17 protein-coding genes, 2 tRNA genes and 1 other annotated feature are annotated in these 19,485 nt (G+C 62.3%); of the genes, 9 read left to right on the top strand and 10 right to left on the bottom strand.

Annotation, left to right across the window (positions count from 1 at the left end; all coding sequences use genetic code 11):
* Nucleotides 1-116 precede the first annotated feature (116 nt).
* From thrC to AB5Y64_RS11290, 4 genes are all read right to left on the bottom strand, one after another.
* Nucleotides 117-1,391, bottom strand: a complete 1,275-nt coding sequence (gene thrC, locus AB5Y64_RS11305; protein WP_103244495.1) for a threonine synthase — start codon at nucleotides 1,389-1,391, stop codon at nucleotides 117-119.
* Nucleotides 1,388-2,380 (bottom strand): homoserine kinase, encoded by a 993-nt coding sequence (thrB, locus tag AB5Y64_RS11300; protein ID WP_029314022.1) that lies wholly within the window; start codon nucleotides 2,378-2,380, stop codon nucleotides 1,388-1,390. Before thrB ends, thrC begins: the two co-directional genes overlap by 4 nt.
* 1 nt (nucleotide 2,381) lies before the next feature.
* Complete coding sequence (thrA, locus tag AB5Y64_RS11295; RefSeq protein ID WP_368203812.1) at nucleotides 2,382-4,841, bottom strand: bifunctional aspartate kinase/homoserine dehydrogenase I; 2,460 nt, start codon at nucleotides 4,839-4,841, stop codon at nucleotides 2,382-2,384.
* 57 nt (nucleotides 4,842-4,898) lie between these two features.
* Nucleotides 4,899-5,029 (bottom strand) — a sequence feature (Thr leader region).
* Between the two features lie 72 nt (nucleotides 5,030-5,101).
* Nucleotides 5,102-5,809 (bottom strand): tRNA/rRNA methyltransferase, encoded by a 708-nt coding sequence (locus AB5Y64_RS11290; protein ID WP_042878886.1) that lies wholly within the window; start codon nucleotides 5,807-5,809, stop codon nucleotides 5,102-5,104.
* Nucleotides 5,810-6,004: 195 nt separating this feature from the next.
* Here AB5Y64_RS11290 and aceK point away from each other — a divergent pair, with 195 nt between their 5' ends.
* Complete coding sequence (aceK, locus tag AB5Y64_RS11285; RefSeq protein ID WP_104454506.1) at nucleotides 6,005-7,732, top strand: bifunctional isocitrate dehydrogenase kinase/phosphatase; 1,728 nt, start codon at nucleotides 6,005-6,007, stop codon at nucleotides 7,730-7,732.
* Between the two features lie 102 nt (nucleotides 7,733-7,834).
* On the opposite strand, the gene AB5Y64_RS11280 is transcribed toward aceK, so the two are convergent.
* Nucleotides 7,835-8,224, bottom strand: a complete 390-nt coding sequence (locus AB5Y64_RS11280; protein ID WP_104454507.1) for an META domain-containing protein — start codon at nucleotides 8,222-8,224, stop codon at nucleotides 7,835-7,837.
* Nucleotides 8,225-8,390: 166 nt separating this feature from the next.
* Here AB5Y64_RS11280 and AB5Y64_RS11275 point away from each other — a divergent pair, with 166 nt between their 5' ends.
* On the top strand, nucleotides 8,391-8,867 hold the full coding sequence (locus AB5Y64_RS11275) for a hypothetical protein (RefSeq protein ID WP_104454508.1): 477 nt from the start codon (nucleotides 8,391-8,393) through the stop codon (nucleotides 8,865-8,867).
* Between the two features lie 3 nt (nucleotides 8,868-8,870).
* On the opposite strand, the gene AB5Y64_RS11270 is transcribed toward AB5Y64_RS11275, so the two are convergent.
* Nucleotides 8,871-9,350 (bottom strand): putative 4-hydroxy-4-methyl-2-oxoglutarate aldolase, encoded by a 480-nt coding sequence (locus tag AB5Y64_RS11270; protein WP_104455996.1) that lies wholly within the window; start codon nucleotides 9,348-9,350, stop codon nucleotides 8,871-8,873.
* A gap of 107 nt (nucleotides 9,351-9,457) precedes the next feature.
* On the bottom strand, nucleotides 9,458-9,856 hold the full coding sequence (locus AB5Y64_RS11265) for a DUF3293 domain-containing protein (RefSeq protein WP_368203808.1): 399 nt from the start codon (nucleotides 9,854-9,856) through the stop codon (nucleotides 9,458-9,460).
* Nucleotides 9,857-10,241: 385 nt separating this feature from the next.
* Between AB5Y64_RS11265 and arcA the strand changes: the two genes are divergently transcribed.
* Nucleotides 10,242-10,961, top strand: a complete 720-nt coding sequence (arcA, locus tag AB5Y64_RS11260; RefSeq protein ID WP_010673581.1) for a two-component system response regulator ArcA — start codon at nucleotides 10,242-10,244, stop codon at nucleotides 10,959-10,961.
* Between the two features lie 147 nt (nucleotides 10,962-11,108).
* Here the strand turns inward: arcA and AB5Y64_RS11255 are convergent.
* A tRNA-Gly gene (locus AB5Y64_RS11255) sits at nucleotides 11,109-11,183 on the bottom strand.
* Nucleotides 11,184-11,277: 94 nt separating this feature from the next.
* Nucleotides 11,278-11,351, bottom strand: a tRNA-Gly gene (locus AB5Y64_RS11250).
* Nucleotides 11,352-11,552: 201 nt separating this feature from the next.
* Here AB5Y64_RS11250 and cydD point away from each other — a divergent pair.
* The 4 genes from cydD (at nucleotide 11,553) to AB5Y64_RS11230 (ending at nucleotide 15,940) form a co-directional block, all read left to right on the top strand.
* Nucleotides 11,553-13,328, top strand: a complete 1,776-nt coding sequence (gene cydD, locus AB5Y64_RS11245) for a cysteine/glutathione ABC transporter permease/ATP-binding protein CydD (RefSeq protein WP_368203805.1) — start codon at nucleotides 11,553-11,555, stop codon at nucleotides 13,326-13,328.
* Nucleotides 13,321-15,066: a cysteine/glutathione ABC transporter ATP-binding protein/permease CydC gene (gene cydC / locus AB5Y64_RS11240; RefSeq protein ID WP_171865648.1), complete on the top strand. Its 1,746-nt coding sequence runs from the start codon at nucleotides 13,321-13,323 to the stop codon at nucleotides 15,064-15,066. Before cydD ends, cydC begins: the two co-directional genes overlap by 8 nt.
* A 107-nt stretch (nucleotides 15,067-15,173) precedes the next feature.
* The gene (gene rcsF, locus AB5Y64_RS11235; RefSeq protein WP_010673578.1) at nucleotides 15,174-15,545 is read left to right on the top strand and encodes an Rcs stress response system protein RcsF; all 372 of its coding nucleotides are present in this window, start codon (nucleotides 15,174-15,176) and stop codon (nucleotides 15,543-15,545) included.
* Between the two features lie 8 nt (nucleotides 15,546-15,553).
* Entirely contained in the window at nucleotides 15,554-15,940 is a 387-nt protein-coding gene (locus AB5Y64_RS11230) for a DUF488 domain-containing protein (RefSeq protein ID WP_368203803.1), read from the top strand.
* Between the two features lie 71 nt (nucleotides 15,941-16,011).
* Here AB5Y64_RS11230 and AB5Y64_RS11225 read toward each other — a convergent pair whose 3' ends face one another.
* On the bottom strand, nucleotides 16,012-17,007 hold the full coding sequence (locus AB5Y64_RS11225) for an NAD-dependent epimerase/dehydratase family protein (protein ID WP_368203801.1): 996 nt from the start codon (nucleotides 17,005-17,007) through the stop codon (nucleotides 16,012-16,014).
* Between the two features lie 305 nt (nucleotides 17,008-17,312).
* Here AB5Y64_RS11225 and tsaA point away from each other — a divergent pair, with 305 nt between their 5' ends.
* Nucleotides 17,313-18,017: a tRNA (N6-threonylcarbamoyladenosine(37)-N6)-methyltransferase TrmO gene (gene tsaA / locus AB5Y64_RS11220; RefSeq protein WP_041214760.1), complete on the top strand. Its 705-nt coding sequence runs from the start codon at nucleotides 17,313-17,315 to the stop codon at nucleotides 18,015-18,017.
* 126 nt (nucleotides 18,018-18,143) lie between these two features.
* A complete protein-coding gene (locus AB5Y64_RS11215; RefSeq protein ID WP_053288733.1) occupies nucleotides 18,144-19,472 on the top strand; it encodes an IS4 family transposase in 1,329 nt (442 codons plus the stop codon).
* The last annotated feature ends 13 nt before the right edge of the window (nucleotides 19,473-19,485 follow it).

Here is a 19,485-nt window from a genome sequence, read left to right as displayed (position 1 = left end):
CCTTGTTTCAGGGGGATCTGGGCGGGCTACCCGCCCAATACCGGACATCAATACCGGACATAAAAAATCCCCCGCTTTCGTGAAAAAGCGGGGGATCGTCAGCGTCTCATGACGGCTTAACCGAGCAGGAAGGCCTTGAGGCGGCCAAAGTCGGCGGGCAGATCGTGGGACAGGAGCGGCAGCGCGGCGTGCTTGGCGAGCGGGCCCGGCAGCGGTACATCCAGATTCAGGATCTCGTCCACCGACTCCTTGAACTTGGCCGGATGGGCGGTGCAGAGGAACACACCGACCTCGTCTTGCCCAAGCTGCTCGTTCAGCAGATCCCAGGCAATCGCCCCGTGGGGCTCGCACAGGTAATCCAGCTGATGGAGGCGTTTGAGCGCATCGCGGGTCTGGGCATCGTCACGCATCCCTGAGCCCAAGGTTTCCAGCGCCCAGCCCTTGCGACGGCACAGCTCTTCCACGCGCGGCCAGTTGTTGGGGCGGCTCACGTCCATGGCGTTCGACAGGGTCGCGACTGTCTGGTGCGGCTCCCACTGGCCGGTTTTCAGGTAGCGCGGCACGGTGTCGTTGGCGTTGGTGGCGGCGATAAAGCGCTTCACCGGCAGCCCCAGCGCCTTGGCGATGAGACCCGCGGTGAGGTTGCCAAAGTTGCCGGACGGCACGCTGATGACCGCCTTGGCGCGATCGGCTTTCGGCAACTGGGCCACGGCTTCGAAGTAGTAGCAGACCTGGGCCAGCAGGCGGCTGATATTGATGGAGTTGGCGGAGTTGAGGCCGATGGCGGTCTTGAGCCCTTCATCGTCGAAGGCATCCTTGACCAGCGCCTGGCAGGCATCGAAGTCACCGTCGATGGCGAGGGTGCGGATGTTGCCGCCTAAGGTGCAGAAGAGCGCCTCCTGCAAGGGGCTTATCTTGCCCTTGGGGTAGAGGATCACCACTTCAATCCCCTCCAGGCCATAGAAGGCGTGGGCCACGGCGGCACCGGTGTCGCCGGAGGTGGCGGTGAGGATGGTGATCTTGTCATTGGTTCTGAACGCAGCCAGACACTGGGCCATGAAGCGGCCGCCGAAATCCTTGAACGCCAGGGTCGGGCCATGGAACAGCTCCAGGGCATAGGTGCCATCTTTGAGCTTCACCAGGGGCGCCGGGAAGGTGAAAGCGGCGTCGATAAGCTCGCTCACCTTGGCAGCCGGCACTTCGTCACCCAGCAGGTGGCTCAGGATGCGGGCCGAGCGCTCGACCAGCGGCAGATCCAGCAGGGCATCCACGTCGGCCAGCGGCGCCAGGGTCTCTGGGAAGAACAGCCCCTGCTCGCGGCCCAACCCCTGACGCACCGCCTGGGCGAAGCTCACCTGTTCACTCTTGTCCTTGATGTTGTAAAGATTCATAGCTCGCTTCCTGTTACCCGTGCCCCGGCCATGTCCAGTTTGCAGACCCGGGCAAATCCATCTTCATTGCGCACAAAGTGCGCTTCCATCCACTCTTTCATGCGTTCGGCCTGGGCCAGATCCTTCATCACCACGAACACGGTGGGACCGGACCCCGAGATGCCGGTGGCCAGCGCCCCGTTCTGGGCCCCCTGGGCCCGCACCTCGTTGAAACCTTCAATCAGGGCCGCGCGATAAGGCTCGGCGATCACGTCTTTCAGGACGCTGGCGGCCAGCCCTTCCTGGCGGCTGTAGCTGGCATGCACAAAGGCGGCCAGCCGGCGGCCATAGGTGAGGCAGTCCTGGCGGCGATACTGGGCCGGCAGGATGGCGCGGGCGGCGGCGGTGGAGACCACGGTGCCCGGGTAGCAGACCACCCAGTACCACTCGTCAAACACCGGGATGCCCTGGCTGATGACGCCCCCCTCCTCCAGCACCAGTTGCATGCCGCCCAGATAACAGGGCGCCACGTTGTCGTAATGGACGGAGCCGGAGATCTTCCCTTCCATCTCCCCCATCAGCAGCAGCAGGTCGTGTTCATTCAGGGGCGCGCCGTGGAAGGCGTTGAGCCCTTCCAGCGCCGCCACCACGCTGCAGGCGCTCGATCCCAGACCCGAGCCCACCGGCAGGTTCTTCTCCAGCACCATTTCCAGTGGCTTGAGACCCAGGCCGCGCTTCTCGAGCGCCTCGCCATAGGCGACCCAGCAGTCGTGGAGGATGTTCTTTTTCGGGTCGTCCGGCAACTTGTGGGCGTAACGGCCCACGGAAGAGAGAGCGAAAGGCACCTCTGCCGATTTGACCTGGACGCGATCCCCCAGCAGGGAGCCATCCACGGGGGCGAGCGCTGCCCCCAGGACGTCAAAACCCACGCTCAGGTTGGCGCTGGAGGCCGGGGCATAGGCCACCACGCTGCCGCCGATTTCTACATTCGGGTTCATCTCTGAACTCATGTTACAGCTCCTGCTTCCAGTTCTGTGTGCGCAGCACGTCGGCGAAGACACCGGCGGCGGTCACTTCGGTCCCTGCGCCATAGCCGCGCAGTACCAGGGGGATGGGCTGGTAATAGGTGGAGAAGAAGGCGAGCGCGTTCTCCCCGTCTTTTACCTTGAACAGGGGCTCGTCGCCACCCACCGCCTTGATGGCCACCTTGCACTTGCCACCCTCGATGGAGCCGACGTAACGCAGCACCTTGCCTTCACGCTGGGCCGCCGCGAACTGGTCGCGGAACCAGCCGTCGGCCTCGGGCAGGCGGGCCATGAAGGCTTCCACGTCGCCGCTCACGTCAAAGCCCGGCGGCAGTGCCTGCTCCACCTCCACATCGGAGAGCTCCAGCGCCATGCCGGCCTCGCGGGCCAGGATCAGGAGCTTGCGAGCCACGTCCATGCCATTCAGGTCATCGCGGGGATCCGGCTCGGTGAAGCCGTTGCCGCGGGCGATCTGGGTAGCCTCGGAGAAGGCCATCCCCTCGTCCAGCTTGCCGAAGATGAAGGAGAGCGACCCGGACAGGATGCCGTCGAAGGCGCGCAGCTTGTCGCCGGCCTTGATGAGGTTTTGCAGGTTCTCGATGACCGGCAGGCCAGCGCCCACGTTGGTCTCGTACAGGAACTTGCGGCGGGTCTGGCGGGCGGTGCGACGCAGCGCCTTGTAGTAATCGAGCGACCCGGTGTTGGCCTTCTTGTTCGGGGTGACCACGTGGAAACCGGCCCCGAGGAAGTCGGCGTACTGGACGGCCACGGCTTCGCTCGAGGTGCAATCGACGATCACCGGGTTGATGAGGTGGCTCTCTTCCACCAGCTTCTTCACCGCCTCCAGGCTGAAACTGCCTTGTGCTTCCACCAGCTGTTCACGCCAGTTGGCGAGGGCCAGACCATCCTTGTTGACCGCCATCTGACGGCTGTTGGCGATACCTACTACTCGCAGGCCGGTGCCCTGCTCGGCCAGTACCGGCTGCTGGCGGGCAATCTGATCCACCAGGGCCGCACCGACGCCGCCCACCCCGACCACGAAGAGATCGATGAACTGCTGGCTGCCAAAGAAGTTCTGGTGGCACGCCTTGATGGCTTCCGCCACCTTGCCGGAGCGCACGACCGCGGAGATGGAGCGCTCGCTCGACCCTTGCGCGATGGCGACGATGTTGATGGAGGCCTGGGCCAGGGAGGTGAAGAAGCGCGCCGCCATCCCCTTGGAGGTGCGCATGCCGTCACCGATGAGGGAGATGATGGCCAGATCGGTCATGATCTCGAGCGGGTCCAGCAACTGGTTCTTGAACTCCAGCTCGAACTCGCGCTCCAGCACCTTGCGGGTCTTGTCGCTGTCGTAGCTGTGGATACAGAAGCTGACGCTGTACTCGGAGGACGACTGGGTGATCAGCACGATGCTGACCCCGGCGCGGGAGACGGCGGAGAAGATGCGACCGGCCATGCCCACCATCCCCTTCATGCCGGGACCGGAGACATTGAACATGCACATGCCGGAGAGATCCGAGATGGCCTTCACCTTCAGATCGTCATTCCCCTGATCGACCCCGATGAGGGTACCCGGACCCTGAGGGTTGAAGCTGTTCTTGATGAGGCAGGGAATGTGGAACTGGGCCACGGGGGCGATGGTCTTCGGGTGCAGCACCTTGGCACCGAAGTAGGAGAGCTCCATCGCCTCTTTATAGGAGAGGGTTTTGAGCAGGTAGGCATCCGGTACCAGGCGCGGGTCGCAGTTGTAGCAGCCCTCCACGTCGGTCCAGATCTCGCAGCACTCGGCATCGACACAGGCGGCCAAGACGGCTGCGGAATAGTCGGAGCCGTTGCGGCCCAGCAGCACGGTCTCGCCCTTGTCGCTGCCACCGGTGAAGCCCGGCATCAGGTAGAGACAATCAGAGCGCAGGCCCTTGGCGGCGAAGCGCACCCGGGAGGCTTCGATGTCCACATGGGCTTCGAGGTAGCCGCCATCGGTGACCAGCAACTGCTCGGGCACGATGAGATCCAGCTCGAGGCCGCGCACCCGCAAGAGCTCGTGCATGAAGGCGATGGAGAGGTTCTCGCCACGGCTCAGGATGCGGGCCTGGACGTTGTCCGGGCACAGCCCCAGCAGACGGATACCCTGCATCAGCCGCTCGACCTGATCCAGTTCGCTGGTCAAACGAGCCTGCAGCGCCTTGTCATCCAGCGCGGGATAGGCGGCCTTCAAGCCGGCCAGCAGGCGGGAGAAGATGCCGTTGATCTCGAACAGGGTACTGCTTGCATCCATGCCGCGACTGGTCTGTTCCACCAGGGCGACCAGGTGATTGGTCACCTTGGCCGGTGCCGACAGCACCAGGGCCACCTGGGATTGGCCATGGGTATTCACCGCGATATCGGCAACCCGCAAGAAACGCTCTGCGTCGGCCAGTGACGACCCGCCAAATTTCAACACTCTCATCGCTATCTCCCTGTATTCCCTGCAAATTGATCTGCTAATTGGTCTAAAAACAATCCAACAAAAAAGGCCCGTACTGGGTGGGTACGGGCCTTTTTCTGATTTCTGTGCTTGTTCGTCAGCGCATCAACCGGCCCCAGTGCCACCTGTGGTGGTACCGGTAATAATGGTGGTGGTGATGATGTTGGTGAATAGCTGCATGACGAACACTCTTGAACGAATCTGGTTGTTAGCAATACCGCGCCCGGCGAGGGGCTGTCAACCTAAACCTCCTTGCCAAACTTGCGGGCAAGGTCTTTGCAGAGCAGATGTAGCATATTGAGATCCCGCTGCGGCAGCATGGGCACTCGGTCCATCACCCATTGATGCAGTTTTTCATCCTGCGAAACTCCGATTTCACCAAGCAATTCTGCTGTTTTTGATTTCAGCACGCGAACCTGCCCGGCACTCTCGAAATTTTCTGCTACGTCCTGCTCGTCGCTCACTTTCTGGTCATCGAGCAGCGGACTCAGCTCATAGGCATACAGCATGATCGCCTGACCCAGGTTCAGGGACGGGTATGAGACCTTGAGAGGCAGGTAGCTGATGAGATCCACCTGAGCAAGCTGTTCGTTGGAGAGTCCGGACTCCTCGCAGCCAAACACGATGGCCACCTTCTCGAGGGAGGGCTTGGCCCGGATCTGGTCGCGAATGTCCGCCGGGGTGAGGTAGTGCTGGTAGCGGCCGCGCTGCCGGGCGGTGGTGGCGACCACCAGATCCATGTCCGCCAGGGCCTCTTCCAGGGTGTCGAAGGCTTGCGCATCCGTCAGGATCTCCTGCGCCCCGTGGGCAACCCAGCTCGCCTCCTCCTCTTCGTGCACCCGGCTCCCCACCAGTCGCATGGCGTCGAAGCCCATGGTCTTCATGGCGCGAGCAGCAGCCCCCACGTTGGCGGCACGGGCTGGCGACACCAGCACAAAATAGAGTTTCATCGGGTTCTCTCCAGGATGAGGCCGACGCCGCGAACTGCGGCGAACCGTCGGCAAAACAGGGGCGCAATCTACCGTTTATCCCGAAATATTGCCACTTGAACAGATGTTTGGATGTTGCCATAGTGGCCTTGGACGCGAGTCCGCCGCCTCAGGGCACTGACGCCATGGGCCCGACAGATCACAAGGAAGAGAGAGATGCAGCAGCCATTGGAGCAGGCGGTCGCCGAGACGATCCTGCAACGTTTTGAGTCGTTTTACAGCCGCTTTCTCGAGATAACCCAGGGCAGCAAGAGCCGTTTCGAGAACAGCGACTGGCTGGGGGTGCAGCTCGCCGGTCGAGAGCGCATCCGCCTCTATGATCACCATGTCGGCGCCACCACGGCGCAGATCAAACAGATGATGGGGGAGCAGCTGCCGACCCAGGCCCTGCTCAAGCAGGTGAAAGGCGCCTTCAGCGATCTCCTGCCCCGCTGCGAGAACTTCGAGGTGGCGGAGTCCTTCTTCAATTCCGTCTATCGCCGCATCTTCCGCCATCGCAACATCCGCGACGAGAACCTTTATATCCACCCCTTCGTGAGCCGGGGTGACAAGCCTGATCTGGGATCCTTGCTGCGTATCTATCGCACCGATCTCTCCCACCTGCCCCAGACCCTGAGCCAGTTGCTCGGAGATTACAGCTTCACCCTCCCTTTCGAAGACAAGCAGCGGGACATCATGGACATCCACCGCCATCTGGCAGAGAGCGGCCCGGCCATCCTGCACGAGGAGCCCTTCGCCATCGAGCTGCTCAGGGAAGTGTTCTATCGCAACAAGGGAGCCTATCTGGTGGGGCTCATCCGGGTGAAGGGAGAAGTCTATCCCTTCATCCTGCCCCTGCTCAGCACCGGTCAGAGCATCTATGTGGACACCGTCATCTTCGAGCCGGAGCTGGCCTCCATCGTGTTCGGCTTCGCCCGCGCCTACTTCATGGTTTATGCCCCGGTACCGGCGCTCTTTGTGGCCTTCCTTCGCCAGATCATGCCCCGCAAACCGGACTATGAAATATACAACGCCATCGGCTGCCAGAAACACGGCAAGACCGAGCTCTATCGTCACTACCAGCAGCACCTGGCCCAGAGCCGGGAGCAGTTCGTCATTGCGCCCGGCATCAAGGGGATGGTGATGAGCGTGTTCACCCTCCCCTCCTACGATGTGGTGTTCAAGGTGATAAAAGACGAGTTCACCCCGCCCAAGGAGGTGAGCCACGAGCAGGTGAAGGAGAAATACCGGCTGGTAAAACAGCACGATAGAGTGGGCCGCATGGCAGATACCCAGGAGTTCACCAACTTCGAGTTTCCCCTCGATCGCATCTCGCCGGAGCTGTTGGCCGAGCTCAAGGCGGTGGCGCCCTCTGCGCTTACCCTCACCGCCGACAAGCTGGTGATCAAACACCTCTACACCGAGCGCAAGATGATCCCCCTGAACCTCTATCTGGATCAGGCGGACGAACAGCAGACCCGCCTCGCCCTGGAGGAGTACGGCAACGCCATCCGCCAGCTCGCGGCGGCCAACATCTTCCCCGGCGACATGCTGTTCAAGAACTTCGGGGTGACTCGCCACGGCAGGGTGGTCTTCTATGACTACGACGAGATCTGCTATATGACGGAGTGCAACTTCCGCCAGATCCCGCCGCCGCGCTACCCGGAGGACGAGTGGAGCGCCGAACCCTGGTATTCGGTGGCACCCAACGACATCTTCCCGGAGGAGTTCGCCACCTTCCTGCTGCAAAAACCCCAGGTACGGGAGATCATGATGCAGTTGCACAAGGAGCTCTTCGATGCCAACTACTGGAAGATGCTGCAGAGCAACATCAAGGAGGGGATGTTCGAGGATGTCTATCCCTACCGGCGCAAGAAGCGGTTTCGCTTCCAGCGAGGGGGATGACCCGGCATCAGGCACAAAAAGGGACGCTATTGCGTCCCTTTTCACATTCTCCTGCACGCTGGCGCAGGGGTCGCCTGCGACAGCCTTTGACGAGATCCCGGCTTATTTCACGGCGTCAAAGGTCAGCAAGGTGGCCTTGTCGGCATCCTTTAGCACCAGCTGTTTGCCGCTGATCTGGAAACTCGCCACCTTCTCCAGGGTCTGCAGGTAGTTCATTTCCTTGCCGGCCAGATCCCCCGCACACATCATGCGCGTCGAACCCATGGCGCCCAGCGTCAACACGCCGTCACCCTGCTCTGTGATGCCGCCAAAGTAGCGGTTGCAGCCGCCCTTGCCCGCCACCTTGTCACCGGCGACCTGCAGGGTGAAGGTATCACCGCTCGCCCCTTGCAGTTGCCAGGTCGATGCCTGCAATTGTGCCAGCGTGGAACCCGTAGTCATGGCGCAGCCTCCCAGGGCCAGAGCGGCCAGCAGGATCAGTTTGTGGTTCATCAGTTCACCTCGTGATGGCGCGTGTCGTAACGACACGGAGTGAGGGGCCTGTGTACCATGACTGCGGCGTCAATCAAAACTCTTTTATTGTGATCGGGGTTCCCTTTACTCCCCGCTGGCATGTGCCATGCTTGTAGTCCTGTTCGGACCCAGGGAGGGGAAACGAATGGTCAAGTCTCTCGTCATCGCCATGGCATCCAGCCTCGTCTTTTCGGCTCAGGCCGCCGACTGGAGTTTTCTCCAGACCGAATCGGACAACCCGCTCTACGTCAAAAGCTATTCCGGCGTACTGCTCGGCAACCAGAGCCATCTTGGCGACAACTTCGACCTCTGGCTCATCAATACCGGCTACCAATACCCGCTTCAGGATGACATCAGCCTCTACATGGAGGCCGGCCCCGCCATCGGCCCCCAAAGCGGGCAGGCCGGGTTCAATATCAGCTCAGGGGTGCGCTATCGCCTCTCCCCGTCACTCAACATCGGCAGCCAGCTCAAGCAGCTGGGGGTGAGCAAGGCCAGCACCCTGGTTGAGCTCAACAGCAGCCTGCTGCTGACGCCCCAGCTCGCGCTGACCGCCAACTACGGACTCAGTGCCTTCAGCACGGAACACTTTCTCACTCTGGGAGTGGGCTTCAACTTCTGAGGTTCAGAGGAGCCTGGCGCCGCTCACCAGCACACCGTTGAGGTCGGCGTAGACATAGTCGCCGGGCGCTATGGTCACACCGGCAAAAGAGACCACGGTGTCCAGCGTGCCCAGGCCCCGTTTCTCTGTCTTGACCGGGCAGGGGGCCAGGGCCTTGACCCCCAGCGCCAGGGTCGCCAACGTCCCCACATCCCGCACGGCACCATTGATGAGGATCCCCTCCCACCCCTGCTCCACCGCCTTGATGGCCAGCTGATCCCCGAGCAGCGCCCGACGCAGGGAGCCGCCCCCGTCGATCACCATCACCTTGCCATGGCCGGGACGATTGACCAGCTCACGCACCAGGCTGTTGTCTTCAAAGCAGGAGAGGGTCACGGCCTCGCCGTAAAACAGCGCCTTGCCGCCATAGTCCTGAAACAGGGGGTCAGCGACCCTAAGGGCATCGCCATGTTCATCGCAAAGGTCGGGCAGCAGGTCCAGCATGATCATCATCCTTCCATGGAGTGAAATGTGTCCGCTCATTCTTTCATCATGTCGGGGCGCTGACAATCCACCGGCCGGGTGCCCTGTCCGGATGGCGGGGGGCCATGTCAGCCCGAAGGCCTGAACCGCCAGCGGGACGCAAGCGCCCCCAGATGACAGGGCGGCCCTTCCAGCAACACGGGCACCAGCCAGAGCTCTCCTTCACGCACCCAATAGAGGGCATTCTGGCCAAATCGGGCGGCCAGCCGGATCGCCTCTGGCAGCGAAAGCGGCAACAACAGCGACGCCTCCTGCCAGCGCTCATCCTCATCGCTCCCCCAGACCTCTCCCATGACGGGACACTCGCCCACTTGCCGGACAAGGGCTCGCTGGCGACGGGCATTGCGGCGCAGCCCCACCCACCGGCTGGCCGGGTTCCAGGCCGTGACAATGGCATAGGCTGGGCAGCAGGGAGGCGCAAAGGGGGCGATGAAGCACACTTTTCTGTAGTTTTCCCACAAAGTCATGTCAACCACATGTTACATCCCATTACATTTATTAAGGGCGAAAAAGCGGGTCAGCCCAAGTATGATGCAGCGAACTCGGGGATTGACTTATATCAAAGCTGAGTTAAAAAGTTGCTATCTGACGGCAAAGAGTGTTGTTATGCGCCTGTTAACTGATAAAATGCAGCAACTTTTGTAATGGACTACCTCTCCGGGCTTCTCTTGTTCAGACTTGTTGAGAGCCCATGTACGGCACAGGGATGCTTGCCGACATAGTTACCAAATTCGCGATGATTCGACCTGATATTCATACCCAGGATGACGTAATAAATTTTCAGGACCGGTCGGATAACGCCAAAGAGTGTTAAAATTTCGATAATTAACTGATAAGAATCTGGGAATACTCATGCAAACACCACATATTCTGATCGTCGAAGACGAGCTGGTCACCCGCAACACCCTCAAGAGCATCTTCGAAGCCGAAGGCTACATCGTGCTCGAAGCCAACAACGGTGACGAGATGCACCAGGCCCTGACCAGCCACACCATCAACCTGGTGATCATGGACATCAACCTGCCGGGCAAGAACGGCCTGCTGCTGGCGCGCGAGTTGCGTGAAGATGACAACATCGCCCTGATGTTCCTGACCGGTCGCGACAACGAAGTGGACAAGATCCTGGGGCTGGAGATCGGCGCAGATGACTACATCACCAAGCCGTTCAACCCCCGTGAACTGACCATCCGTGCCCGCAACCTGCTGAGCCGCACCATGAACGTGGCCGCCGGTGGCGAAGAGAAGAAGCTGGTGGAACGTTATCTGTTCAATGGCTGGGCCCTGGACATCAACAGCCGCGCCCTGGTCAGCCCGGCTGGCGACATGTTCAAGCTGCCCCGCTCCGAGTTCCGCGCCATGCTGCATTTCTGCGAGAACCCGGGCCAGATCCAGACCCGTGCCGAGCTGCTCAAGAAGATGACGGGCCGCGAACTCAAGCCCCACGACCGCACCGTGGACGTGACCATCCGCCGTATTCGCAAGCACTTCGAGAGCGTGGGCGACACCCCGGAGATCATCGCCACCATCCATGGCGAAGGCTATCGCTTCTGCGGCGAGCTGGAGCAGGAGTAATCCTCCCCACTCCCGAGTTGAAAAGGCGCCCTGTGGCGCCTTTTCCATGTCTGCGCCTTTCAGCTTGGCCGCTCTGGCACTCTCGCCGGCATCAAAAAACAGACAACAAAAAGCCCACTCGCAGGAGTGGGCTTTTTGTGTGAAGACTGGAGCGGGCAGCGGGAATCGAACCCGCATCATCAGCTTGGAAGGCTGAGGTAATAGCCATTATACGATGCCCGCTAGGCATCAAAACTTGCTTGGTGTGATGGGGAATCCCCACGACAGACAGCCATCTGGCTGATATGGACAACGGCGCGTGCCGCTATCTGGAATGTGGAGCGGGTGATGGGAATCGAACCCACGTATGCAGCTTGGGAAGCTACCGTTCTACCATTGAACTACACCCGCGTCAGTGGCCTCTACTATATGCATTTTGCCGCCGAGCGCAATCACCGACCTCGCATTTTTTGCCATAAATCAAGCTGTTCGGCCAACTAATGAGCATGAAGCCGATTTTTCACACAATGATGTTCCTCCGCCCGGTTCTGCAAGGTTGCCAAGCCGTGGGGGCGACGATAGTCTTGCGCCACTCGTTTGAGGAGGGTGGTAATGGACAAGAACAGACAGAAACATCTCTATGGCTGGTTGCGCAAACAATCGGGCCATGGTCGGCGCTGGATCGGCATCTCCATCGCCTTCGGGCTGGGTCAGGGCGTCCTGATGGTGATGCAGGCCTGGTTGCTGGCGACCCTGATTCACGGTTTCATCATCGAAGGCTCCACGCCGAAGCACTCCGCCCCCCTCTTCATCAGTCTGTTGCTGGTGACCCTGACCAAGGCGGCCCTGGCCTATGGCCGCGAGGTGGCGAGTTTCAAGGCGGGCAGTGCGGTGCGCCAGGCCATCCGCGAGCTGGTGCTCACCCGCCTCGCCAGGCTCGGCCCTGCTTATATCCAGCGTCGTCCCGCCGGTAGCTGGGCCAGCCTGCTGCTCGAGCAGATCGAAGAGATGCAGGACTTCTTCTCCCGCTATCTGCCCCAGATGGCCATCGCCGTCTTTATTCCCCTGGTGATCCTGGTCTCCGTGTTCCCGGTCAACTGGGCGGCGGGCCTCATTCTGCTCGGCACGGCCCCCCTCATTCCTCTCTTCATGATCCTGGTGGGGGTGGGTGCCGCCGATGCCAACCGCCGCAACTTCCAGTCGCTGGCGCGCCTCTCAGGCCACTTCCTCGATCGCCTGAAGGGACTGCGCACCCTGCAGCTTTTCATGCGTACCCGGGCGGAAGGGGAGGCCATCCGCGATGCATCGGAAGATTTTCGCGAGCGCACCATGGAGGTGCTGCGCCTCGCCTTCCTGAGCACGGCCGTGCTGGAGTTCTTCGCCGCCATCGCGGTGGCCCTGGTGGCCGTCTACTTCGGTTTCTCCTACATCGATCACCTCAACTTTGGCAGCTATGGTGTCAAGGTCACCCTCTTTACCGGCCTGTTCGTGCTCTTCCTCGCCCCCGAGTTCTACGCGCCGCTGCGGGAACTCGGTGCCCACTATCACGCCAAGGCACAGGCCATTGGCGCCGCCGAACAACTGCTGGAATTTCTCGAGGCCGACGTGAGCGAACCCGCCTCCGGGACGCTCCCCTTCCATGCGGATGGCCCCGTCAAGGTAGAAGCCCGCAGCCTGGAAGTGCTGAGCGCCGAGGGCAAGGTGCTGGTCGGTCCCCTCGATTTCACGCTGGAAGCCGGCACGCGCACCGCCCTGGTCGGCATCAGCGGCGCGGGCAAGAGCTCCCTGGTCAATGCCCTGCTCGGTTTTGCCCCCTATCGCGGTTCCCTGTGCGTCAACGGAGTGGAACTTCGTACCATGGACATCAGCCAGTGGCGCCAGCAGCTAGGCTGGCTCTCCCAGAATCCCCAACTCTTCCACAGCTCCCTGCGGGACAACCTGCTTCTGGCCAGACCATCCGCCAGCGACGCCGAGCTGGAATCCGCGCTCAAGCGCGCCCAGGCCTGGGAGTTCGTCAACGAGAAAGGGCTGGACTATCGGGTCGGGGATCAGGCAGGCGGCCTCTCCGTCGGCCAGGCCCAGCGCATCGCCCTTGCCCGTACCCTGCTCAAGACGACCCAGATGATGGTGCTGGATGAACCCACTGCCAGCCTGGATCGCCATTCTGAGCGAGCCGTCATGAGCGCCCTCGAACAGGCCGCACAAGGTCAGACCCTGCTGATGATCACCCACCGCCTCGATCAGCTCAGCCAGATGGACAACATCCTGGTGCTGGCGCACGGCAAGCTGGTGGAGCAGGGACGTTTTGCCGCACTCGGCGAGGCCCAGGGCCCCTTCGCCCGCCTCCTGTCGCAATCCCAAGGTTTCGGAGACTCTCTCGATGACTGATCTATTGCCGTTCCTGCGCCTTTATCGCCAGCACTGGCTCAGCCTCTCCATCGGCCTGCTGCTGGCCCTGGTCACCCTGGTGGCCGGCATGGGCCTGCTCTCCCTCTCCGGCTGGTTCCTCTCCGCCGCCGCCGTCGCCGGGCTGGCGGTCGCCACCCGAGACACCTTCAACTACATGACCCCTGCGGGGGGCGTGCGTTTCTTCTCCATCGTGCGCACCGCCAGTCGCTGGGGCGAGCGGGTCGTGAGCCACGACGCCACCTTCCGGGTGCTGACCCGGCTGCGGGTCTGGTTCTGGCAAAAGCTCTCCCCTCTCTCCCCCGGCTCCCTTGCCGGTTTTCGCCAGGCTGACCTGCTCAACCGTCTGGTGGCCGACATCGATGCCATGGATCACGTCTATCTGCGCCTCATCACCCCCATTGGGGCGGCCCTGCTGAGCTGCGCCGGGCTGGTCTTCTTCCTCTCCTTCTTCGATGGTCGCCTGGCGCTGACGCTGGGAGCCATTCTGCTCTTTGGCATGCTGGCCTTGCCCCTGGTCTTCTATTTTGCCGGGCGCGCGCCGGGCCGCCAGCTCATCGCCGAGAAGTCCAACCTGCGCACCCGCATGGTGGACTATCTGGACGGCCAGGCCGAACTGCAGATGTTCGCCGCCGCTCCCGAGGCGCTCACCGGATTGCAGCAGGCGGAGCAGGCCCTGATCCGGGCCCAGGCCCGCATGGCCCGCGTCAGCGGCCTGGCCGCCTTCTCGGTGCAGTTGCTGAGCGGCTGGACTCTGACCCTGATGCTCTGGCTGGCCGGTCACGGCGTCGGTGGCAGTGCCCCTGACCCCATCACGGCACTCATGGTGTTCGCTACCCTGGCGAGCTTCGAGGCGCTGCTGCCGCTGGCCGGTGCCTTCCAGCACCTCTCCACCAGCCTCACCTCCGCCCGCCGTCTCAACGAGATCCTGCAAGAGGCCAAGGCGCCGGAGTGGGGAGCACAGCAAGCCCCCGCTGCCCGGGGTGCCGTGCAGATAAGCGACCTGTATTTCACCTATCCAGGCCAGGATGCACCCGTGCTGCAAGGGTGCACCCTGCAACTGCATGCCGGAGAGAAGCTGGCGCTGCTGGGGCAGACCGGCTGTGGCAAGTCCACCCTGATGGGGTTGCTGACCCGGGAGTGGACGGCCCTATCGGGGGAGATCCTGCTCGATGGCAAGCCCCTCACCGATTACAGCGAAGAGGCGCTGCGCGCCTCCTGCTCCGTGGTGAGCCAGCGGGTCCACCTGTTTGCCGATACCCTGCGTGGCAACCTCACCCTGGCCGCCCCCGGAGCCAGCGACGAACGGCTCATCGAGGTACTCACCCAGGTGGGGCTCGGGACTCTGCTGTGCGATGAGGGTGAGCAGGCCGAACAGGGGCTGGATGCCTGGCTCGGGGATGGCGGGCGTCCGCTCTCCGGCGGGGAGCGCCGCCGCATCGGCATCGCCCGCGCCCTGCTCCACGATGCACCGCTCTGGCTGCTGGACGAGCCCACCGAAGGGCTCGATACCCAGACCGAACGGGAGATCATGGATCTGCTGCTGACCCTGGGGGCGGATCGCACCCTGCTGCTCATCTCCCACCGCCTGCTGGGGCTGGAACGGATGGACAGGGTAGCCCTGATGGAAGAGGGTCGCATCCGTCTGTGTGCCCCCCACCAGGAGCTGCTGGAAGATGATCACTACCGCAGCCTGCACCGGCGACTGGCCCCCGCCTGATCCGGGGTCGTCTCGCTACAATCCATTGATATGGCTAAAAATGGGGCTGGTCGCCATCGGCGACTGCCCCCTATAATGACCCACTCGCCACCCAACAAGATGCCGATATGAAACGCCTGATCCTGATGATGCCCCTGATTGCCTCCGGTTGCGCCGACTTCGCCTTCAACAGCAATCTGGACAAGGAAAACTTCGACGAGTACTTCAAGCCGGGGAGCGTGCGGATCTACGAGCAGAGCGAGCTCGCCGACCTCAACTACCTCTATCTCGGCACCGTCGAGGGGGAATCCTGCCAGAGCGATGCCAATCAGGCGGTGCCCAATGCCGGTGAAGCCCGTACCCTGGCCCGCCGCCGCGTGGCGGACATGGGGGGCAACGGCGTCAGCTTCGACAAGTGCGCCGAGTTCAGCGACGTGCCCGGCTGCCTGAAGCAGGTGATCTGCTACGGCCAGGCGCTGAAAGTGGCCGAAGAGAAGTAAGTCCTGCCATGGCGATCGCCATCGTGCGACTCGGCAGCCTCCGCCTCGAGGATGAGGGGCTTCGCATCGGCACCGTGCGTCGCCCCCCTCGCGGCGTGCCCAAAGCGGCGTTCGCCAGCCTGGATTGGTACGACGTCTGGTTCCCCAATCTGGCCCCCAGCGCCGAGACCATGAAACTCGGTCAGACTGCCGACACCCCGGCCCGGTGGACCGCCTTCTGCAAGCAGTACAAGGCTGAGATGGCCGCCCCGGCCGCGAGGCACGATCTGGCCCTGCTGGCCGCCCTCTCCCACACCACCCATTTCTCGGTGGGGTGCTACTGCGAACAGGAGTCCCGCTGCCATCGCAGTGTGCTGAGGCCCCTGCTGGCCGAGGCGGGTGCGGTGCTGCGCTGAGCGCCCGTCATGGATGAACACCCCACATGAGAAGAGGGCACCCCAGGGTGCCCTCTTCTTTATGATGTCAGCTAGTACGCATTCGATGACAGGGGAAGCGCCCCCCGTCGTCGCAAGGCCTGTTCCTCATCAGGGGTCATGCCCGGCAGCGGCCCCCGGGGGTTGCTGGCAAGCCATACCACCAGATCGTCAACCGTCTCCTCCAGGGGGCGAAAGTTCAGCCCATGGACGATGGCGGCCTCGGCGCTGATGGTGCCATACCCAGCATACTCCGGCAGCTCGTTTGGCAGCAGCGTGGGATAGCTTTGCCAGGGCGCCACCCCTGCCGCCATCAGGTCACGCCAGGGAGCCCACTCGAGCTGCAAGGGGGTCACTGGCGTCAGCCGGGCAGCGAGGCGCTCCACCCAGTCGTTCAGTGCGATGCCGGGCTTGATCAGGTTGAAGCACCCAGCGAGTCGCTGCTCGGCAGCCCGCAGCACGAACTCGGCACAGTCGCGCACATCCAGGTATTGCAGCCTGTCCTCCCCCAGCCCCGGCAAGAGCCAGGGCCCGCCCCGCTGCACCCGCCTCACCCACCAGGCAAGACGAGCGGTCGGGTCAAAGGGGCCGCAGAGCACGCCGGGGCGCAGGGTGCACAGGCGATCTCCCCAGCGGGCGCGATACACCGACTCGCACAGCACCTTGAGGGGGCCGTAGTCGGTGGGCGTTCCTGCCATCTCGTGCAGGGGGGCCGACTCATCCATGCCGGGTTGGGAAAAATCGCGATAGACACTGATGGTGGAGATGAAGATGAGCCGATCGCAGCGCCCCAGCAGGGCGTCAGAGAGCCCTTCGGCCTGTTCGGGGCGATAGCAGCAGGTGTCGATGACCAGATCCCAGTGCCGCCCCTCGCCCCGCAAGGGGGCCAGGTCCCCGTCTCTGTCTCCGTGAAGCTGGGTCAGCTCCCGCCAATCCGGGTGCTGGCGGTGGCCGCGATTGAACAGCGTCACCTCGTGCCCCCAATCCAGGGCCAGCGTGGTCAGGTGGCGACCCAGAAAGCCGGTGCCGCCGATAATCAACAATTTCATCCCTGTCTCTCCTCTATGGCGCCCTCTCCTTGCAGCCCCTCCACGGGCAGCCGAAACGGCCATGGCCTGGCATGGTGAGCACACGCCCTGATGCCGCCAGGCATATCGTCATGGTGCGGGCAGCAGATTCCTTGTCCGCTCCCCCGCCACCCCTTTTGCCGCCCCACCCTACGCAAGTTGGCACCAGGACACAGCCCCCTGGCACCGGGTCTGGGATCGGGATCACAGGGGCCGCGTCCTGGTACTCCCCCTGCGTTTTCGGCGTGCCTGTGCTACATTGCCCGGGTTTTCAGCCAGGATCCGCCATGAAGTTCGATATCGATACCCTAGGGATCATCCGCTCTCCCTACAAGGAGAAGTTCGCCATACCCCGCCAGCCCGGTCTGGTCAGCGCGGCTCGCGCCCGCCTCGAACTGCTTCCTCCCTACGATCAGCCCGATGTGCTGCGCGGCATCGAGCAATTCTCCCATCTCTGGATCAGCTTCGTGTTTCACCAGACCATGGATCAGGGCTGGCACCCGACGGTGCGCCCGCCGCGCCTCGGCGGCAACGAGCGGGTCGGGGTCTTTGCCACCCGCTCCACCTTCCGCCCCAACCCCCTTGGCCTCTCCGTGGTCGAGCTGCACGGGGTGGGACGTGAGCGCGGCAAGCTCTGGCTCGAGCTGGGCGCCGTGGACTTGCTCGACGGCACCCCCGTCGTCGACATCAAGCCCTATGTCCCCTATGCCGACAGCCTGCCCCACGCCCGTGGTGGTTTCGCCCCCGATGCCCCCACCCCGCCGCTGGCGGTGAGCTTCAGCGCCCAGGCCGAGCAGCAGCTCGCCCCCTGGCTCAAGGCCCACCCGGAGCTGCGTGAACTGGTGAGGGAGGTGCTGGCCCAGGATCCCCGCCCTGCTTACAAGAAGGGCAAGCCGGATGACAAGGTGTACGGTGTCAGATTGTTCGATGTGAACGTGCGATTTCAGATAAAAGAACCGCAATGTCAGGTACTGGCCATCGAACCCGCTTGAAAAAGCCTCTCGGGCAGCATGAAAAAAGCCACCCTCCCGGGTTAATGCCGATCAGTTAAGGATCCATTGACCGATCCTCAGGCTGTGTAAGAATCCGAAACTCCTTGTTGGGTTTCGGATTTTTTTATGCGTATCGACCAAGCTCTCGACTTCATTCACGCCTGTCCTCCCGGAAAGTTTGAGTCCCTGTCTGACCTGCTGTCACCTGAACTGGTGCAGGCTTGCTTGGCCGAGACGGGCTCCGTCTCCTTGCGCCGACGGCGCATGCCCATGGAGCGGGTGCTATGGGCCATTATCGGGATGTCCTTGTTTCGTCATGTCCCTATGGCCCAGCTGGCCAACCAGCTCGATATCCTGTTACCCGGCGACCGGCCGTTTGTCGTCCCCAGCGCCTTCATCCAGGCGCGCCAAAAACTGGCTGACCAAGCCGTTCGACAGGTGTTCCAGCAGACCGCCACACTCTGGCATCAGCAGTGTCAGCACCCCACCTGGGCCGGCTTGCAGCTGCTGGCCGTGGACGGGGTGGTCTGGCGCACGCCCGATACTCCGGACAATGCCGGCGCCTTTGCCAAGTCGAAAACCGTCCAGGGGGAGACGCAATATCCCCAGGTCCGCATGTTGTGTCAGATGGAGCTGACCAGTCATCTGCTGACCCAGACAGTGATGGACTCCTGTGCGGTAAACGAGATGGTGTTGGCAGAGCAACTGATTGAAAAAACACCCGATAATAGCCTGACCCTGTTCGATAAGGGCTTCTACTCACTGGGGTTACTCCATGCCTGGCAACGCCAGGGCGTAGCGCGTCACTGGCTTATTCCGCTGAAAAAGGGGGCTCAATACGAGGTCATCCGCAAGCTGGGGCGGCAGGATGTGCTGGTACGCCTCAGTGCCAGTCCGCAGGCCAAGAAGAAGTGGAGCGAGTTGCCGGAGCAGTTCGAAGCCCGGCTGCTGACCCGGACGGTAAACGGCAAGGAGCGGCAGGTGCTGACCTCGCTCACCGACCCGCTGCGCTTCCCGGCCAGCGAGTTGATGGAGCTATACCAGAATCGCTGGGAAATCGAGCTGGGCTATCGGGAGATGAAACATAGCCTGCAACAGCACCGGCTGACGCTGCGCAGCAAGAAACCCGATGGAGTAAGGCAGGAGCTATGGGGCTTGGTATTGGCCTATAACCTACTGAGATATCAGATGGTTAGGATGGCGGCGAGCTTAAAGGGCTATACGGCCAGCCAGTTGAGCTTTCACATGGCATCGGTGTATCTGCTGCATGAACTCAGTTGCCTGCCGTTTGTGTCACCGGGCATGGTTCCAGGGCGTGTCGCTGAGTTGGACAAACAGGCAGAGCAGTTCAAGTTACCCGCCCGCCGAGAACGAAGTTACCCAAGGTGCATCAAAGCCAAACCACAGAAGTATGCGACGAGAAAACCTAGTAAAAACAATGCCAGTCAGGCTTAACTGACTGGCATTA

Source organism: Aeromonas sp. R5-1, assembly GCF_040908265.1.
Taxonomy (GTDB): Bacteria; Pseudomonadota; Gammaproteobacteria; order Enterobacterales; family Aeromonadaceae; genus Aeromonas; species Aeromonas caviae.
The sequence above is the reverse complement of the archived record's forward strand: the minus strand, read 5'-3'. Positions and strand labels throughout refer to the sequence as shown.

What these genes read in the sequence shown, in the direction of transcription:
- thrB (WP_029314022.1), bottom strand. Translation starts at nt 2,380, where the DNA reads ATGAGTTCAGAGATGAACCCGAATGTAGAAATCGGCGGCAGCGTGGTG.
- AB5Y64_RS11275 (WP_104454508.1), top strand. Translation starts at nt 8,391, where the DNA reads ATGGTCAAGTCTCTCGTCATCGCCATGGCATCCAGCCTCGTCTTTTCG.
- aceK (WP_104454506.1), top strand. Translation starts at nt 6,005, where the DNA reads ATGCAGCAGCCATTGGAGCAGGCGGTCGCCGAGACGATCCTGCAACGT.
- cydD (WP_368203805.1), top strand. Translation starts at nt 11,553, where the DNA reads ATGGACAAGAACAGACAGAAACATCTCTATGGCTGGTTGCGCAAACAA.
- rcsF (WP_010673578.1), top strand. Translation starts at nt 15,174, where the DNA reads ATGAAACGCCTGATCCTGATGATGCCCCTGATTGCCTCCGGTTGCGCC.
- thrC (WP_103244495.1), bottom strand. Translation starts at nt 1,391, where the DNA reads ATGAATCTTTACAACATCAAGGACAAGAGTGAACAGGTGAGCTTCGCC.
- cydC (WP_171865648.1), top strand. Translation starts at nt 13,321, where the DNA reads ATGACTGATCTATTGCCGTTCCTGCGCCTTTATCGCCAGCACTGGCTC.
- tsaA (WP_041214760.1), top strand. Translation starts at nt 17,313, where the DNA reads ATGAAGTTCGATATCGATACCCTAGGGATCATCCGCTCTCCCTACAAG.
- AB5Y64_RS11270 (WP_104455996.1), bottom strand. Translation starts at nt 9,350, where the DNA reads ATGCTGGACCTGCTGCCCGACCTTTGCGATGAACATGGCGATGCCCTT.
- AB5Y64_RS11280 (WP_104454507.1), bottom strand. Translation starts at nt 8,224, where the DNA reads ATGAACCACAAACTGATCCTGCTGGCCGCTCTGGCCCTGGGAGGCTGC.
- AB5Y64_RS11265 (WP_368203808.1), bottom strand. Translation starts at nt 9,856, where the DNA reads ATGACTTTGTGGGAAAACTACAGAAAAGTGTGCTTCATCGCCCCCTTT.
- arcA (WP_010673581.1), top strand. Translation starts at nt 10,242, where the DNA reads ATGCAAACACCACATATTCTGATCGTCGAAGACGAGCTGGTCACCCGC.
- AB5Y64_RS11215 (WP_053288733.1), top strand. Translation starts at nt 18,144, where the DNA reads ATGCGTATCGACCAAGCTCTCGACTTCATTCACGCCTGTCCTCCCGGA.
- thrA (WP_368203812.1), bottom strand. Translation starts at nt 4,841, where the DNA reads ATGAGAGTGTTGAAATTTGGCGGGTCGTCACTGGCCGACGCAGAGCGT.
- AB5Y64_RS11230 (WP_368203803.1), top strand. Translation starts at nt 15,554, where the DNA reads ATGGCGATCGCCATCGTGCGACTCGGCAGCCTCCGCCTCGAGGATGAG.
- AB5Y64_RS11290 (WP_042878886.1), bottom strand. Translation starts at nt 5,809, where the DNA reads ATGAAACTCTATTTTGTGCTGGTGTCGCCAGCCCGTGCCGCCAACGTG.
- AB5Y64_RS11225 (WP_368203801.1), bottom strand. Translation starts at nt 17,007, where the DNA reads ATGAAATTGTTGATTATCGGCGGCACCGGCTTTCTGGGTCGCCACCTG.